The organism is Prauserella isguenensis (assembly GCF_014191605.1).
Lineage (GTDB): Bacteria > Actinomycetota > Actinomycetes > Mycobacteriales > Pseudonocardiaceae > Prauserella > Prauserella isguenensis.
Genome location: NZ_JACHWU010000001.1, coordinates 177042 through 192687, shown reverse-complemented (window position 1 = coordinate 192687; position 15646 = coordinate 177042). Strand labels below are relative to the sequence as shown.

11 protein-coding genes are annotated in these 15646 nt (G+C 67.3%); 4 read left to right on the top strand and 7 right to left on the bottom strand.

Translation table 11 applies throughout. The annotated features are described in order from the left end of the window. Positions 1–161: 161 nt before the first annotated feature. Together rpoB and FHS23_RS00835 are read left to right on the top strand one after the other, a co-directional pair. A complete protein-coding gene (gene rpoB, locus FHS23_RS00840; protein WP_183646200.1) occupies positions 162–3656 on the top strand; it encodes a DNA-directed RNA polymerase subunit beta in 3495 nt (1164 codons plus the stop codon). A gap of 115 nt (positions 3657–3771) precedes the next feature. Then, positions 3772–7683 (top strand): DNA-directed RNA polymerase subunit beta', encoded by a 3912-nt coding sequence (locus FHS23_RS00835; RefSeq protein WP_183646198.1) that lies wholly within the window; start codon positions 3772–3774, stop codon positions 7681–7683. Between the two features lie 261 nt (positions 7684–7944). Here the strand turns inward: FHS23_RS00835 and FHS23_RS00830 are convergent, their stop codons facing one another. The 7 genes from FHS23_RS00830 to FHS23_RS00800 form a co-directional block, all read right to left on the bottom strand. Then, entirely contained in the window at positions 7945–9393 is a 1449-nt protein-coding gene (locus FHS23_RS00830) for a hypothetical protein (protein WP_183646195.1), read from the bottom strand. A gap of 3 nt (positions 9394–9396) precedes the next feature. Beyond that, positions 9397–10512: a WXG100 family type VII secretion target gene (locus FHS23_RS00825; protein ID WP_183646193.1), complete on the bottom strand. Its 1116-nt coding sequence runs from the start codon at positions 10510–10512 to the stop codon at positions 9397–9399. 2 nt (positions 10513–10514) lie between these two features. Further along, positions 10515–10835: an ESX-1 secretion-associated protein gene (locus tag FHS23_RS00820; protein ID WP_183646191.1), complete on the bottom strand. Its 321-nt coding sequence runs from the start codon at positions 10833–10835 to the stop codon at positions 10515–10517. Positions 10836–11242: 407 nt separating this feature from the next. After that, entirely contained in the window at positions 11243–11827 is a 585-nt protein-coding gene (locus FHS23_RS00815) for a YbaB/EbfC family nucleoid-associated protein (protein WP_183646188.1), read from the bottom strand. 124 nt (positions 11828–11951) lie between these two features. Then, the gene (locus FHS23_RS00810; RefSeq protein WP_183646186.1) at positions 11952–13103 is read right to left on the bottom strand and encodes a hypothetical protein; all 1152 of its coding nucleotides are present in this window, start codon (positions 13101–13103) and stop codon (positions 11952–11954) included. Between the two features lie 11 nt (positions 13104–13114). Next, positions 13115–13450, bottom strand: coding sequence for a type VII secretion target (locus FHS23_RS00805; RefSeq protein WP_183646184.1), 336 nt, complete (start codon positions 13448–13450; stop codon positions 13115–13117). A 73-nt stretch (positions 13451–13523) separates the two neighbouring features. After that, complete coding sequence (locus FHS23_RS00800; protein WP_183646182.1) at positions 13524–14195, bottom strand: hypothetical protein; 672 nt, start codon at positions 14193–14195, stop codon at positions 13524–13526. A gap of 563 nt (positions 14196–14758) precedes the next feature. Between FHS23_RS00800 and rpsL the strand changes: the two genes are divergently transcribed. Continuing rightward, entirely contained in the window at positions 14759–15133 is a 375-nt protein-coding gene (gene rpsL, locus FHS23_RS00795; protein WP_030532894.1) for a 30S ribosomal protein S12, read from the top strand. Beyond that, positions 15133–15603, top strand: coding sequence for a 30S ribosomal protein S7 (rpsG, locus tag FHS23_RS00790; protein WP_183646181.1), 471 nt, complete (start codon positions 15133–15135; stop codon positions 15601–15603). The genes rpsL and rpsG overlap by 1 nt, the downstream gene beginning before the upstream one ends. The last annotated feature ends 43 nt before the right edge of the window (positions 15604–15646 follow it).

Genomic DNA, 15646 nt, shown 5'->3' with positions numbered 1-15646 from the left:
CAAGTCGCCGTCTTCGGGGCTAGACTGCTCCTTTGCGCTGCCCACTTTCATGCTGCCCATTCGTGGTAGCTAGGATGGTCGGCACTACCGCACCCTTGACAGTTCGTGTTGCTCGTCGCTACGCGGCTGCTCAACCGCTTATGTCCCCGGAAGGACGCATCTTGGCAGTCTCTCCCGCGAATCAGGCCACTGCTGCGACCACCTCGACGCGCTCGTCAACGGGAATTCCAGGAGCACCGAAGCGGGTCTCATTCGCGAAGATCCGTGAACCGCTGGCTACTCCTGACCTGCTCGACGTGCAGATCCGGTCTTTCGAATGGTTCACCGGTTCCGAGGCGTGGTTCGAACGCGCCGTCAACGACGGCGACGAGAACCCGCTCGGTGGCCTCGCAGAAGTTCTGGGCGAGATCTCGCCCATCGAGGACTTCTCCGGTTCGATGTCCCTCTCCTTCTCCGACCCGCGCTTCGACGAGGTGAAGGCCTCGGTCGAGGAGTGCAAGGACAAGGACATGACGTACGCGGCGCCGCTGTTCGTCACCGCCGAGTTCGTCAACAACAACACCGGCGAGATCAAGAGCCAGACGGTCTTCATGGGCGACTTCCCCGTGATGACCGACAAGGGCACGTTCATCATCAACGGCACCGAGCGTGTCGTCGTCTCGCAGCTCGTCCGGTCGCCCGGTGTCTACTACGACCAGGCCATCGACAAGTCGACGGACAAGGACGTCTTCAGCGTCAAGATCATTCCGAGTCGGGGTGCGTGGCTCGAGTTCGACGTCGACAAGCGCGACACCGTCGGTGTGCGCATCGACCGCAAGCGCCGCCAGCCGGTCACCGTCCTGCTGAAGGCCCTCGGCTGGACGACCGAGCAGATCCGCGAGCGTTTCTCGTTCTCCGAGACGCTGCTCGCGACGCTCGAGAAGGACTCGACGGCCGGCACCGACGAAGCGCTGCTCGACATCTACCGCAAGCTGCGCCCCGGTGAGCCGCCGACGAAGGAGAGCGCGCAGACGCTCCTGGAGAACCTGTTCTTCAAGGACAAGCGCTACGACCTCGCCAAGGTCGGCCGGTACAAGATCAACAAGAAGCTCGGCATCGACCTGCCGTACGAGACCGGCACGCTGACCGAGGAAGACATCGTCACGACCATCGAGTACCTCGTCCGCCTGCACGCGGGCGAGGAGACGATGCAGCCGGGCGAGACCGAGGTGCCCGTCGAGACCGACGACATCGACCACTTCGGCAACCGTCGCCTGCGCACGGTCGGCGAGCTGATCCAGAACCAGATCCGCGTGGGCCTGTCCCGCATGGAGCGCGTGGTCCGCGAGCGGATGACCACTCAGGACGTCGAGGCGATCACGCCGCAGACGCTGATCAACATCCGCCCGGTCGTCGCCGCGATCCGCGAGTTCTTCGGTACCTCGCAGCTGTCGCAGTTCATGGACCAGAACAACCCGCTTTCGGGTCTGACCCACAAGCGTCGTCTCTCGGCGCTGGGCCCGGGCGGTCTGTCCCGTGAGCGTGCGGGCATGGACGTGCGAGACGTTCACCCCAGCCACTACGGCCGTATGTGCCCGATCGAGACGCCGGAGGGGCCGAACATCGGTCTGATCGGCTCGCTGTGCTCCTACGGGCGCGTCAACCCGTTCGGCTTCATCGAGACGCCGTACCGGAAGGTCGTCGACGGCCGGGTCACCGACGAGGTGCACTACCTGACCGCCGACGAGGAGGACCGTTACGTCAAGGCGCAGGCCAACGCGCCGCTGAACGAGGACGGGACGTTCGCCGAGGAAGGTGTCCTGGGTCGCCGTAAGGGCGGCGAGGTCGAGCTGATCGACCCGCAGGACATCGACTACATGGACGTGTCGCCGCGGCAGATGGTCTCCGTCGCGACCGGCATGATCCCGTTCCTCGAGCACGACGATGCCAACCGTGCGCTCATGGGTGCCAACATGCAGCGGCAGGCGGTGCCGCTGCTGCAGGCCTCGTCGCCGCTGGTCGGTACGGGTGTCGAGCTCACCGCGGCCGTCGACGCCGGTGACGTGGTCGTCGCCGAGCAGGCCGGTGTGGTCGAGGAGCTGTCCGCGGACATGATCACCGTCATGCACGACGACGGGAAGCGGAAGACCTACGGGCTCTACAAGTTCCGCCGCACCAACGCGGGCACGTGCTTCAACCACCGCCCGGTGGTCACCGAGGGCGACCGCGTCGAGCAGGGCCAGGTGCTGGCCGACGGCCCGTCCACCGAGGACGGCGAGATGGCGCTCGGCAAGAACCTGCTCGTGGCGGTCATGCCGTGGGAGGGCCACAACTACGAGGACGCCATCGTCATCTCGCAGCGGCTGGTCCAGGACGACGTGCTGACCTCGATCCACATCGAGGAGCACGAGATCGACGCCCGCGACACCAAGCTCGGTGCCGAGGAGATCACCCGGGACATCCCGAACGTCTCCGAGGACGTGCTGGCCGACCTCGACGAGCGCGGCATCATCCGCATCGGTGCCGAGGTCCGCGACGGCGACATCCTGGTCGGCAAGGTCACGCCGAAGGGCGAGACGGAGCTGACGCCGGAGGAGCGCCTGCTGCGCGCGATCTTCGGTGAGAAGGCCCGCGAGGTCCGCGACACCTCGCTGAAGGTGCCGCACGGCGAGACCGGCAAGGTCATCGGCATCCGCGTGTTCTCCCGCGAGGAGGACGACGAGCTGCCCCCGGGCGTCAACGAGCTCGTCCGCGTGTACGTGGCGAAGAAGTCGAAGGTCCAGGACGGCGACAAGCTCGCCGGCCGGCACGGCAACAAGGGCGTCGTCGGCAAGATCCTGCCGACCGAGGACATGCCGTTCCTCCCGGACGGCACCCCTGTCGACGTCGTGCTGAACACGCACGGTGTGCCGCGTCGTATGAACATCGGGCAGATCCTGGAACTGCACCTCGGCTGGCTGGCCTCACAGGGCTGGAAGGTCGAAGGGTCCCCGGAGTGGGCGTCGCAGTTGCCCGAGGACCTGCTGGACGTCGAGCCGGGTACCAACACCGCGACGCCGGTGTTCGACGGTGCGCGCGAGGCCGAGCTGATGGGCCTGCTGTCGTCGACCAAGCCGAACCGCGACGGCGAGCGCATGGTCGGCGAGGACGGCAAGGCCACGCTGCTCGACGGCCGTTCCGGCGAGCCGTTCCCGTACCCGGTGGCCGTCGGCTACATGTACATGCTGAAGCTGCACCACATGGTGGACGACAAGATCCACGCGCGGTCGACGGGTCCGTACTCGATGATCACGCAGCAGCCGCTCGGCGGTAAGGCACAGTTCGGTGGCCAGCGCTTCGGTGAGATGGAGTGCTGGGCGATGCAGGCCTACGGCGCGGCGTACACGCTGCAGGAGCTGCTCACCATCAAGTCCGACGACGTGCTCGGCCGCGTGAAGGTCTACGAGGCCGTCGTCAAGGGCGAGAACATGCCGTCCCCGGGCATTCCGGAGTCCTTCAAGGTGTTGCTGAAGGAGCTCCAGTCGCTGTGCCTGAACGTCGAGGTGCTCTCCAGCGACGGTGCCGCCATCGAGATGCGCGACTCCGACGACGAGGACCTCGAGCGCGCCGCGGCCAACCTCGGCATCAACCTGTCCCGCAACGAGGCGCCGTCCGCCGACGAGATCGTCCAGGGTTAACGGCCCGCCATGGCCGCGGGGCGGTTCCAGTGCGGATCCGCCCCGCGGCCGGCCAAAGGAAAGCCATGTGTCGTAACACTTTCTTCGTATTGCAACGTTCCGGAGGGGCGGACTAGTGCTGGACGTCAATTTCTTCGATGAGCTTCGAATCGGGCTGGCCACCGCCGACGACATCCGCCAGTGGTCCTTCGGCGAGGTCAAGAAGCCCGAGACCATCAACTACCGCACCCTCAAGCCGGAAAAGGACGGGCTCTTCTGCGAGAAGATCTTCGGTCCGACCCGGGACTGGGAGTGCTACTGCGGCAAGTACAAGCGCGTGCGCTTCAAGGGCATCATCTGTGAGCGCTGCGGCGTCGAGGTGACCCGCGCCAAGGTGCGTCGTGAGCGCATGGGCCACATCGAGCTGGCCGCACCGGTCACGCACATCTGGTACTTCAAGGGTGTTCCGTCGCGGCTGGGCTACCTGCTGGACCTGGCCCCGAAGGACCTCGAGAAGATCATCTACTTCGCCGCGTACGTGATCACGAGCGTGAACACGGAGCTGCGCCACAACGACATGCCGACGCTCGAGAGCGAGATCGGCGTGGAGCGCAAGAACATCGAGGCCAAGCGCGACTCCGACATCGAGGAGCGTGCGCAGAAGCTGGAAGCCGACCTGGCCGAGCTGGAGAACGAGGGCGCGAAGTCCGACGTCAAGCGCAAGGTCAAGGAGGGCGGCGAGCGTGAGATGCGCCAGCTCCGCGACAAGGCCCAGCGTGAGCTGGACCGGCTCGAGGAGGTCTGGAACACCTTCACCAAGCTCGAGCCGCGGCAGCTGATCGTCGACGAGCTGCTCTACCGCGAGCTCATCGACCGCTACGGCGAGTACTTCACCGGCGGCATGGGCGCCGAGGCCATCCAGAAGCTGGCCGAGGACTTCGACGTCGACGCCGAGGCCGAAGCGCTGCGCGAGGTCATCCGCGGCGGCAAGGGTCAGAAGAAGCTGCGTGCGCTGAAGCGACTGAAGGTCGTCGCGGCCTTCCAGGCCACGGGCAACGACCCGCGCGGCATGGTGCTCGACGCCGTGCCGGTGATCCCGCCCGAGTTGCGCCCGATGGTGCAGCTCGACGGTGGCCGTTTCGCCACGTCGGACCTGAACGACCTGTATCGCCGGGTCATCAACCGCAACAACCGCCTCAAGCGACTGATCGACCTCGGCGCGCCCGAGATCATCGTCAACAACGAGAAGCGGATGCTGCAGGAGTCCGTCGACGCGCTGTTCGACAACGGCCGTCGCGGTCGTCCGGTGACGGGCCCCGGCAACCGGCCGCTGAAGTCGCTGTCCGACCTGCTCAAGGGCAAGCAGGGCCGCTTCCGGCAGAACCTGCTCGGCAAGCGCGTCGACTACTCCGGCCGTTCGGTGATCATCGTCGGCCCGCAGTTGAAGCTGCACCAGTGCGGTCTGCCGAAGGACATGGCGCTCGAGCTGTTCAAGCCGTTCGTCATGAAGCGGCTGGTGGATCTCAACCACGCGCAGAACATCAAGTCCGCCAAGCGCATGGTGGAGCGGTCGAAGCCGGCCGTGTGGGACGTGCTGGAAGAGGTCATCAGCGGCCACCCCGTCCTGCTGAACCGTGCTCCGACGCTGCACCGTCTCGGTATCCAGGCCTTCGAGCCGCAGCTGGTGGAAGGCAAGGCCATCCAGCTGCACCCGCTGGTCTGCGAGGCGTTCAACGCGGACTTCGACGGTGACCAGATGGCCGTGCACCTTCCGCTGTCCGCGGAGGCGCAGGCCGAGGCGCGCGTCCTGATGCTGTCGGCGAACAACATCCTGTCGCCTGCCTCGGGTCGTCCGCTGGCGATGCCGCGACTGGACATGGTCACGGGCCTGTTCCACCTCACCCGCCTCGACGAGAACGCAACCGGTGCGGGCAACGCGTACTCGTCCGAGGCCGAGGCGATCATGGCCTTCGACATGCAGCAGCTGAGCCTGCACGCGCCGATCAAGATTCGTGTGACGGACCGGCAGCCCTCTCGCGAGGACGAGCCGAAGCTGCGCGAGGCGGGCTGGGAGCCCGGTCAGTCGTGGCTGGCCGAGACGACGCTGGGCCGGGTCATGTTCAACGACCTGCTCCCCGCGGATTACCCGTTCGTCAACGAGCCGCTGGCGAAGAAGCGCCAGGGTGCGATCGTCAACGACCTCGCCGAGCGGTACTCCATGACGCAGGTGGCGCAGACCCTGGACCGGCTCAAGGACGCCGGCTTCCACTGGGCGACGCGCTCGGGCGTCACGGTCGCCATCTCCGACGTGCTCGTGCCGCCGGAGAAGAAGGAGATCCTGGACGACTTCGAGTCGAAGGCCGCCCAGGTGGAGAAGCGCTACCAGCGTGGTCAGCTCTCGCACTCCGAGCGCAACAACGAGCTCGTCAAGGTGTGGGGCCAGGCGACGGAGGACGTCGCCAAGGTCATGGAGGACCACTTCCCGGACGACAACCCGATCTCGATGATCGTGAAGTCCGGTGCGGCGGGCAACATGACGCAGGTCCGGTCGCTGGCCGGTATGCGTGGTCTGGTGTCCAACCCGAAGGGTGAGTACATCCCGCGTCCGATCAAGGCCAACTTCCGTGAGGGCCTGTCGGTGGCGGAGTACTTCATCGCCACGCACGGTGCCCGTAAGGGCCTGGCCGACACGGCGCTCCGTACGGCCGACTCGGGTTACCTGACCCGGCGACTGGTGGACGTCTCGCAGGACGTCATCGTCCGCGAGGTCGACTGCGGCACGAACCGCGGCATCAACATGGTCGTCGGTGAGGACCTCGGCGACGGTCGGATCGTCCGCGGGCAGAACGTCGAGACGAGCGCCTACGCGCGGAGTCTCGCCGCCGACGCGGCGGACTCGTCCGGCAACGTGGTGCTCAACGCGGGCGACGACCTCGGCGACCCGGCGATCGAGAAGCTGATCGCCAGCGGCATCACCAAGGTCAAGGTGCGCAGCGTGCTGACCTGTGAGTCGTCGGTCGGTGTGTGCGCGACCTGCTATGGCCGTTCGATGGCCACCGGCAAGCTGGTGGACGTCGGCGAGGCCGTCGGTATCGTCGCCGCCCAGTCGATCGGTGAGCCGGGTACGCAGCTGACGATGCGTACGTTCCACCAGGGTGGTGTCGCCGGTGACGACATCACGACCGGTCTGCCGCGTGTCACGGAGCTGTTCGAGGCCCGTGTCCCGAAGGGCAAGGCGCCGATCGCGGACGTCGACGGCCGGGTGCGCATCGAGGAGAGCGAGCGGTTCTGGAAGATCACGCTCGTGCCGGACGACGGCAGCGAGGAGATCGTCTTCGACAAGCTGTCGAAGCGTCAGCGCCTCTCCGTCGGCCCGAACGGCCCGCTCGCCGACGGTGACCACGTCGGTGTCGGCCAGCCGCTGCTCGAGGGCACGCCGGACCCGCACGAGGTGCTCCGTGTGATGGGCCCGCGCGAGGCGCAGATGCACCTCGTCGAGGAGGTCCAGAAGGTCTACCGGGCGCAGGGTGTGGGCATCCACGACAAGCACATCGAGGTCATCGTGCGGCAGATGCTGCGCCGCGTGACGATCATCGACTCGGGTGCCACCGAGTTCCTGCCGGGCGAGCTGCCGGAGCGCACGCGCTTCGAGCAGACCAACCGGCAGGCGGTGGCCGAGGGCGGCGAGCCGGCCTCGGGTCGTCCGGTGCTGATGGGCATCACGAAGGCCTCGCTGACCACGGACTCGTGGCTGTCGGCGGCGTCGTTCCAGGAGACCACGCGGGTCCTGACCGACGCGGCGATCAACGGCCGTAGCGATTCCCTGGTCGGCCTGAAGGAGAACGTGATCATCGGTAAGTTGATCCCGGCCGGTACGGGCATCAACAAGTACCGCAACATCCAGGTGCAGCCGACGGAGGAGGCCCGGGTCGCGGCGTACGCGATCCCGTCCTACGACGACGGTTACTACACCCCGGACGTGTTCGGTACGGGTACCGGTGCTGCGGTCCCGCTGGACGACTACGACTTCGGTCGCGACTTCCGGTAAGCAGTGACGGGAACGGCCCTCGGTCCACATCGGACCGGGGGCCGTTTTCGTGTTCGGGGGCGTTTCCGCTTCGTTGCGCGGAGGTGGCCGGCGCGGAGGTGGCCGGCGCGGGGTTCGCCGGCGTGGCCGAGCGGTTCATGACGACGTCAGGCCTGAGCGCGACGGCGCTGCTCGGCACCGGTGCGACGTTGCAGGTAGGGGGTGGCGCGGCGGCGGCCCGGGACGTGCCCGGACCGCCGCCGCGGAATCACAGCGGTCGGCTCATTCCGGTCGCGTCGACGGTTCGCCGGGCGCCGAGTCCTGCGCTGCGGCGGCCATGTCCTTCCTATCGGCACGACCCAGCCATATCGGCACCGCGAATAGGCCGAAACAGACCACACCGGCGAGGATGTACAGGTACGGCTCCCACCAGTTGGTATCGGTCGTCGGCTCGTCGTAGTGGAACCCGAGCCACTCGATGGGCAGCGGCGGGAGGTTCCCCTCGATCACGTCACCGACCTCTCCGCTGCTCACACCGACTTGGTGAGTCCGACCGTCCACCGTGTACTCGCCGACGAACTTCGAGGTAATACTGCTGTGGCGATGGGCGCGCCAGTCGGATTCACCGATGATGTGCACCTCGATCTCTTCGGACAGTCCGGTCGCCATGCCGACTCCGTTGATCATGGCGACACTGCCGTAACCGAGTAGGCCGAGGAGCAGAGCCAGTCCGGCGATCGCGATGCCGATGAAGCCCAGCGTGGACATGGCCGAGGACTTGTGTTCGTCGTCCTCGGCCGCCGGCGGTGGGGTTTCGGCGATCAGGTGGTTCTCGTTCTCGACCTGGGAGTGCACGGGTGTCGCGTGGCCCGCCTGAGCGGGTGTCGCCCCCGCCACGGCCCCGGCGGGCGCCGCTCCGGGGATGCAGTCGAGGAGCCCGAGCATCGTGTTGACGGTCTCGGTGGCACCGAACGGGTCGATGCGGCCGGGTGCCGTGGCGTACAGCAGGCCGGACTCGAATGTCAGCAGTCGCGGCATCGAACGCTGCCGGTCGAGGAGCCATGCTGTGGCGTTGCCGTTGAGCATGCGCGCTGCTGCGGCCGGGTCACTGGTGAACGCCGCGAGGTGTTGGTTCGCCGGAGCCGACACCGCCGCTTGGACCCAGTGGTCCTGACGCTGTTCGGCGGTGGCGGGTGGTTCCTTGACCAGCGGCGATCCGAACAGGAAAGCCTCGTCGTCCGGATCGTGCGGTCGCCCCCGGTAATCCGTGTACTGCCGCTGGGACACCTTGAGCGGCGGAAGATCGGCGGTGGCGATGTCGATGCGGTGTTCGAAGGTGGTGACGAACCGGCGGTTGGCCGTGCGCGACCGCTGCGATGCCTGGCTGATGCGTACCCGCCATGGCCCGCGGGTGAACTCGACGGCCATGCCGAACTGAGGTTTGCTTCGCCGTCCGAACCGGCGCAGACCGCGGTTGTTCCTCTCGAACGGTGGCCACAGTCCGGTCGACCAGCCCTCGGCCTGGTCCCCGGTCAACACCGTGCCGTTCAGTGGCTTGGCCATCTCGTGGAGCTGGGCGAGGTTGGCTTCGGCCTCCTGACGGGCTCGCCGTCGTGAGGACCGGATGCCGTAGAGAAGGAGCGCGGCGAGGCCGAGCAGCAGTGGCCACATGTCGAGCAGGACCGACAGACTGTCGAACCAATCTCCGATGCCTTCGAGTAGGGAGTCCATGCGTCAGATGTCCAAGTGGTCTTCGGTCTCGCTCTTGGACTGGTCTTCGCCGGTTCCTTCGCCCTCGGCGGCTCCGGCGACCTTGCCGAGGTTGCCGTACAGCTTTCCCTTGCCGTTGGGACCCACGCCGACCTGGTCCTTGAGCGAATCCTTGCCTGCCTCCCACATGGACCTGCCCAAGCCCTGTTGCAGCTGTTCGCCGACCAGACCGTCGCCGCTCAGCAGTTTCTCCCGGGCGCCGGCGGTGCCGTCCTCGACTGCCAAGTCGGCCAGACCGCTCCGCATCCTCCTGTGATCCATCGCCTGGCGGACGCCCTGCTTGAGGTTGCCCATCCGGGTCCGCATGCGGCGCAGGAAGTCCATGATCTTGTTCAGGACGTCCTTCAGTTTCTGCACCATGCGGGACACCCGGCTGCCCGTGCTCGCAGCGCGGACGCCGGTGGCCGTGCCTGCGGCGGCCGTGGAGGCGCCGAAGGTCGGCCCCGCACTCGCGATCGCGGGGACCCAGATCATGATCAGCCAGGTGATGAACTCGGTGAGAATGGCCTTGATGAACTCCTCGATGACCGTCATCACCATGCTGGACATCTGGAGCAGTGAGGAGAGCTCGCCCGCTTGACCGGCGACGCCGTCGATGCCCTTGGCGAAGTCGGCGAGCTTGGTACCCGCTGCCTCGGACGCCTCGCCGCCCCAGTTCTGCAGCGACGAGTTCAGTTCCTCACTGAATTTTCCGCTCAGCTCCTGGATGCCTTGGCCAATGGCTTTGAAGTTGTCGGCTGCCTGCTGCAGAGCGGGGCCGTCGCCGCTGACCATATGGATGGCGTCCTGGATCGGTTGGCAGATGGAGATGAGGAAGTCCAGGCCCTGCCCGACCAGCCAGCCGATGGGGTCCATGGCGATCTCACCCGCGGTGCCTGCGCAGGACGAGATGAAACTCGTGCCTTCTGACAGCAGCCCACCGATCTCGGAAGGGTCCGCACCGTCGGTGAGCTTGCCGCCTGCCTGGAAGGTCTTGATCGCGCCGCCGAGGAACGGTGCGGATTCCAGTGCCGTCGTGCCCAGGCCTTTGCCGCCGGTCGTGATCTCGACGCCGCCCGATTCGGTCGTCTCTTCGGCCATGGCTACTTGCCCCCCATCGTGATGTCGAACTTGTCCAGGAGCTCCTTCACCGCTCGCTCCTTCTCGCGGTAGCCCTTGGCCGCGTTCTTGAACTTGTCCTCACCGGAGGCGAAACCCTCGTCGAGGCTCGTGAAGAGATCTTTGAGGTCGCCGAGCATCTCCTTGTAGTTGTTGAGGACGAAGATGCCGACGATCCCCCAGGACTGGTCGCCGACGTCGGCCTTGTCGACCAAACTCCCGATCTGGCCCGCGGTCTCCCGCTGGCCGCCCAGTTTCCCGGCGTAGGTATCCAGTTCGTTCGCATTGACGTCGAAGCCGCTCATGGCCCCCTCCTCGTTGCTGCCGCTCGCGCGCGGCGCCTACGGCGGCTCGGCGCGCGTCTGACAGGACATGATGCCGTTTCACCCTCGGACGCGACACCGGACCGTGCCGATCCGCGGTGTAGACCTCGGACGTGCGGCGCTCGTCGACCGGCCGGGAATGTGTACGCCGACCCGCGCGCCCGCCGGACCGGACCTGACGTACATGCGTCCGCCGCTGACGGCGTGAACCCGAGAAAGGCGGCGCCTGCACGTGTGCGAGCGCCGCCTCGAAAGGTGCCGGTGGATGCCGCCGAGTCCCGCCCGCCCGCAGTACCGGCCCCGCCCGCAGTGCTCAGCCCCTGGTGCTCAGCGGAGACACCGGTCGGGAGCGGAGCCGCCGCGGCCGGTCGGCCGCGCGTGGGGCTGCCTCAGCGGTCGTCCTCGTCGAAGAGGTTCTTGAGGAAGTCGTCGCCCGCCGAACCGCCGCTCTGCGCGGGCGGGGGAGCGGGGCGGTCGTCCTCGGAGTCGCCGCCGAAGACACTCTGCCGTGAGTAGTCCTCGTGGTACTCCTCCTCGACCGGAACCTCCCTGCGCACCGGCTGCTCCTCGGCCATGCGCTGCCGCAACTCCTCCGCCGGGATGCCGAACGCCTCGGCCTGGGTCTCGATGACCTGCTCGGTGGCGTTGATGCCCATGCCGCCCATGTGGGTGTCGACGATGCCCGCTTGCTTGCGTGCGGCCTCGGCGACGGCCTCGGAGAGGGTCGACTTGATGGCGGCGGCGAGTGCCTGCGGCGGCTGGTTCATCGCCTTGTCGGTGAGCTGCAGATCCTTGACCGCACCGCCGGGACCGGCGACGACGGTGACCGAACGGTCGGCGTTCGAGGCGGTCGCCTCGAGCTCGGCCAGTTCGTTCTGCATGTCCTGGACGCCGGCCATCTGCTGGTCGACGTGTTTCATCTTCGACTGGAACTTCTCGAACTCCGCGACGAGCCGGTCGAACTCAGCTGACACGTTGCTTCTCCCTCGACGACAATCGGACGGCGGCCGCCGCCCATCCTCCTCGCTGCGCCGGGTGCGTGTGCGCGCACCCGCTGCCACGATCGTCCGGCCCCGCAGTGGGAGGCCGGACGACGCGTCACATGCGCAGGTTCTCCTCGGTCTCCTCGGCCGACGCGCCGCTGCCGGTGTTCGCGCCGTCGGCGGCGTCCTTCAGACCCCGCGTGTTGTCGGTGATCTTGCCGTAGTGGTCGTTGACGAACTTGGCGGCCTGGAGCGGGTCGTCGCCGGGACCGCTCGTCGGGTCGATGCCGATGGTCTCCTGCGACAGCTTCGTCGCACCCGCCTTGCCCGCCTCGGCGGCGATCTTCCCGATCTTCCCGGCGTTCGTGGTGATCTCGGCGAGCTCGTCGGCCTTCGCCCCGAGGCTGTTCGGCTTGACCCCGAGCCGCTTGCCGAGCTTGACCATCGTCGAGCCGAACTTCTGGAAGAACGCGAAGATGTCGTCGAGGATCTTGCCGAGCTTGCCCAGCTTCGAGGTCACCTTCGAGATCGTGGCGGCCGCCTTCGGAGCCGTGGCCGCACCGGCCGCCGCCGTCGAGGCACCCGCCGTCGGCACCGCGGCCGCGAGCGCGGGCACCCACAGCGCGATGAGCCAGCTGACGATCTCCGTGATGATGGCCTTGATGACCTCCTCGATGACCTTCATGAGCATCGAGGACAGCTTCAGGATCTCCACGACGCCACCCGCGCTCGTGGACACGCCGTCGATGCCCTTGGAGAAGTCGGCGAGCGCGTTCTTGGCCGCGCCGGCCGCGTCGCCGTTCCAGTCGGCCAGCGCCTCGTCGGCGACCCGGCGGAACTCGTTCGCGTAGTCGACGAGCCCGTCGCCGATGCCCTGGAAGTCCTGCGATGCCTTCTCGAGCGCCGGGCCGTCGCCGGTGACCATGTGCAGCGCGTCCTGCAGCGGCGTGATCAGGTTCAGCAAGAAGTCCAGGCCGTGCCCCACGAGCCAGCCGACCGGGTCGAGCACCGCCGTCGCCGCTTCGGTGCCGCACTCGGCGATGAACGCCGCCGTGTCGGTGGCGCAGTTGGCCCCGTGCAGCATGACGTCGGCCGCGTCCGGGTCGTCGGGAAGGCCCTGCCAGAAGTTGGTGACGGTGTCGACGCCTTTGATGGCGGTCTCGACACCCGGGGTGTTCTTGGCGACGCCCATCGCGTAGTCGCCGAAGCCCGATTCCTTGTCCGCGTTCAGACTGATGTCGCCCGCGACGTCGTTGACCTCGGTCATGGTTCCGCCCCTCAGACTCGCGGCTCGTCGGTCGTGTCGATCGAACCCTGGTACTTGCCCAGGGTCACGACGTGCTGATCGTCGTTCGCGCGGTAGGCCTTCGCCGCCGTCGAGATCTTCTCGGACGTCGTGTCCAGGCCCGTCTTGAGCGCGTCGAGCAGGTTCTTCAGCTCGGCGAGGGCCTCGTCGTACTTGCCTTTCGTCATGATCCCGACGACGCCCCACGACTCGTCGCCGACATCGGCGCGGCCGGTCAGTTCGTCGAACGTGCTCGCCTGCTCCTTGAAGGACTTGAGATTGTCGCCGTAGCCCTCGAGGGCTTCGATCTCGACGTTGAATCCGGTCATGCCCGCCTCCCTGGCAACTCTGTCCACTTCGACCGGGATGCGGGTCCGCCGGTTCCCACGCGGCGGAAATTCGTCAGCGCGGCGGCTGTTGCTGCGCGGCGACGGTACGGGCGAGCCGGGTGAGTAGCTCGGCGTTCCGGAAGAGCCCGTCCGGGTCGAGCCGCTGTACGGCCAGCATGTGCATGACCCCGCCTTCGAAGGTGACCCGCGGCATCATGCGGCTGCGCCGGTGTTCAGTGAAGATCGCGGCGACCTCGGGGGTGACGATGCGCCGCGCGAACGTCTCGTCGGGGCACAGCACGCGCAGCCGCTCGTCGGCGAACCCCTTCAGCGCAGGCAGCTTGCCGCCGGTTTCCGGGTCGACGCCGTAGCGCATGTACTCGCCGATCATCAGGTAGGGGGCATCGGCGGGCAGGCCGCTGGGGACCTGGACGGTGCCGGTGTAGCGCACCCGCATGGTTCCGCCGCCCATGCGCCACTCGGCGGCCATGACGGGATATCCCCCGTAGGTGAATTCGACGGCGTAGGTGAACGGCGCGCCGGTGCGGGCGTCCTTTCCGGGGAACACCCCGAAGCTCGGCCGCGTTCCCCTCTCCACGTAGTGTTCGACCGCGCCGGTCCGGCGGGCGAACTCCTCCCTGCCGATCTTCTTCGCCGCCGCGTTCCGGCGGGACACGAGGAACGCCACGAGCGCTCCGAGGGCGCAAAGCCCCAGCAGAATCACCATCAACGTGCCAGGATGCATGCCCCTGCGACTCCCCTCGGTGTCGGTGCGTTCCGTCCCCGACGGCGCGCGGATCGGCCCGGGATCCTCGAAAGCGGCGGCCTGTCGCGTTAAGCTAGGCGCCAGCATCTCCGCGTCCGCGCGTGCACGAATCTCACGCCGGCCCGAGCGGTGATCCCCGGACGGTGATCGCGGTACCGTACCCGATGACCACCGCCGTCGCCGCCGGTCGCCGGGGCCGTTAGGGACCCCCCGGGTCGTCGCTGTCGGCACGGGCGGGTATCTTTGACATCTGTGCCCGGCACGCTGCCGGGCTGCTCCGTGCGCCGAAGTGCTCACGGGCCGGATTTTCGTGTCCGGACCGGGTCAGCAGGCTTCCGCAGTACAACGTGGATCTGCAGCACAACGGTGGATCGGAGCTCCGGTCATAACTCCGGAAACCCCGACGGGAGTTCACGGGTCGTGACGACCCTGATGCGGGCCGACACGCCCGACCGCGGGGACCGGGGAGACAGAGCCACACACAGATAAGAGCCACAGTAAAGCTGCAGAAGCTTTTACAGACGCGAGAGAAAGCTGGTCCATTGCCCACGATCCAGCAGCTGGTCCGCAAGGGCCGCCAGGACAAGGCTGCCAAGCAGAAGACCGCGGCGCTCAAGGGGAGCCCGCAGCGGCGCGGCGTGTGCACCCGCGTCTACACCACCACGCCGAAGAAGCCGAACTCCGCGCTCCGCAAGGTCGCGCGTGTCCGGCTGACCAGCGGCATCGAGGTCACCGCCTACATCCCGGGCGAGGGCCACAACCTGCAGGAGCACTCGATGGTGCTCGTGCGTGGTGGTCGTGTGAAGGACCTCCCCGGTGTCCGCTACAAGATCGTCCGCGGTTCGCTCGACACGCAGGGCGTGAAGAACCGTAAGCAGGCGCGCAGCCGGTACGGCGCTAAGAAGGAGAAGAGCTAATGCCCCGCAAGGGTCCGGCCCCGAAGCGGCCGCTGATCGCTGACCCGGTCTACGCATCGCCGCTCGTCACGCAACTGGTCAACAAGGTGCTGACCGACGGCAAGCGCTCGCTGGCCGAGCGCATCGTGTACGGCGCCCTGGAAGGCGCTCGCGAGAAGACCGGCACCGACCCGGTCGTCACGCTGAAGCGCGCCCTCGACAACGTCAAGCCTTCCCTCGAGGTGAAGAGCCGTCGTGTCGGTGGTGCCACATACCAGGTGCCCATCGAGGTCAAGCCCGGTCGCTCGACGACCCTTGCGCTCCGCTGGATGGTCACGTACTCGCGTCAGCGCCGTGAGAAGACGATGATCGAGCGCCTGCAGAACGAGCTGCTCGACGCGAGCAACGGCCTCGGGGCCAGCGTGAAGCGCCGCGAGGACACGCACAAGATGGCCGAGTCGAACAAGGCCTTCGCGCACTACCGCTGGTGAATCGCCACCACCGAAGCAAACCGACGCCCGGTCGACGTGAATG

Excerpts from the sequence above, each read along its gene's own strand:
- FHS23_RS00810 (WP_183646186.1), bottom strand. The coding sequence starts at position 13,103 with ATGACCGAGGTCAACGACGTCGCGGGCGACATCAGTCTGAACGCGGAC.
- rpsG (WP_183646181.1), top strand. The coding sequence starts at position 15,133 with ATGCCCCGCAAGGGTCCGGCCCCGAAGCGGCCGCTGATCGCTGACCCG.
- FHS23_RS00825 (WP_183646193.1), bottom strand. The coding sequence starts at position 10,512 with ATGGCCGAAGAGACGACCGAATCGGGCGGCGTCGAGATCACGACCGGC.
- FHS23_RS00805 (WP_183646184.1), bottom strand. The coding sequence starts at position 13,450 with ATGACCGGATTCAACGTCGAGATCGAAGCCCTCGAGGGCTACGGCGAC.
- FHS23_RS00820 (WP_183646191.1), bottom strand. The coding sequence starts at position 10,835 with ATGAGCGGCTTCGACGTCAATGCGAACGAACTGGATACCTACGCCGGG.
- FHS23_RS00830 (WP_183646195.1), bottom strand. The coding sequence starts at position 9,393 with ATGGACTCCCTACTCGAAGGCATCGGAGATTGGTTCGACAGTCTGTCG.
- FHS23_RS00800 (WP_183646182.1), bottom strand. The coding sequence starts at position 14,195 with ATGCATCCTGGCACGTTGATGGTGATTCTGCTGGGGCTTTGCGCCCTC.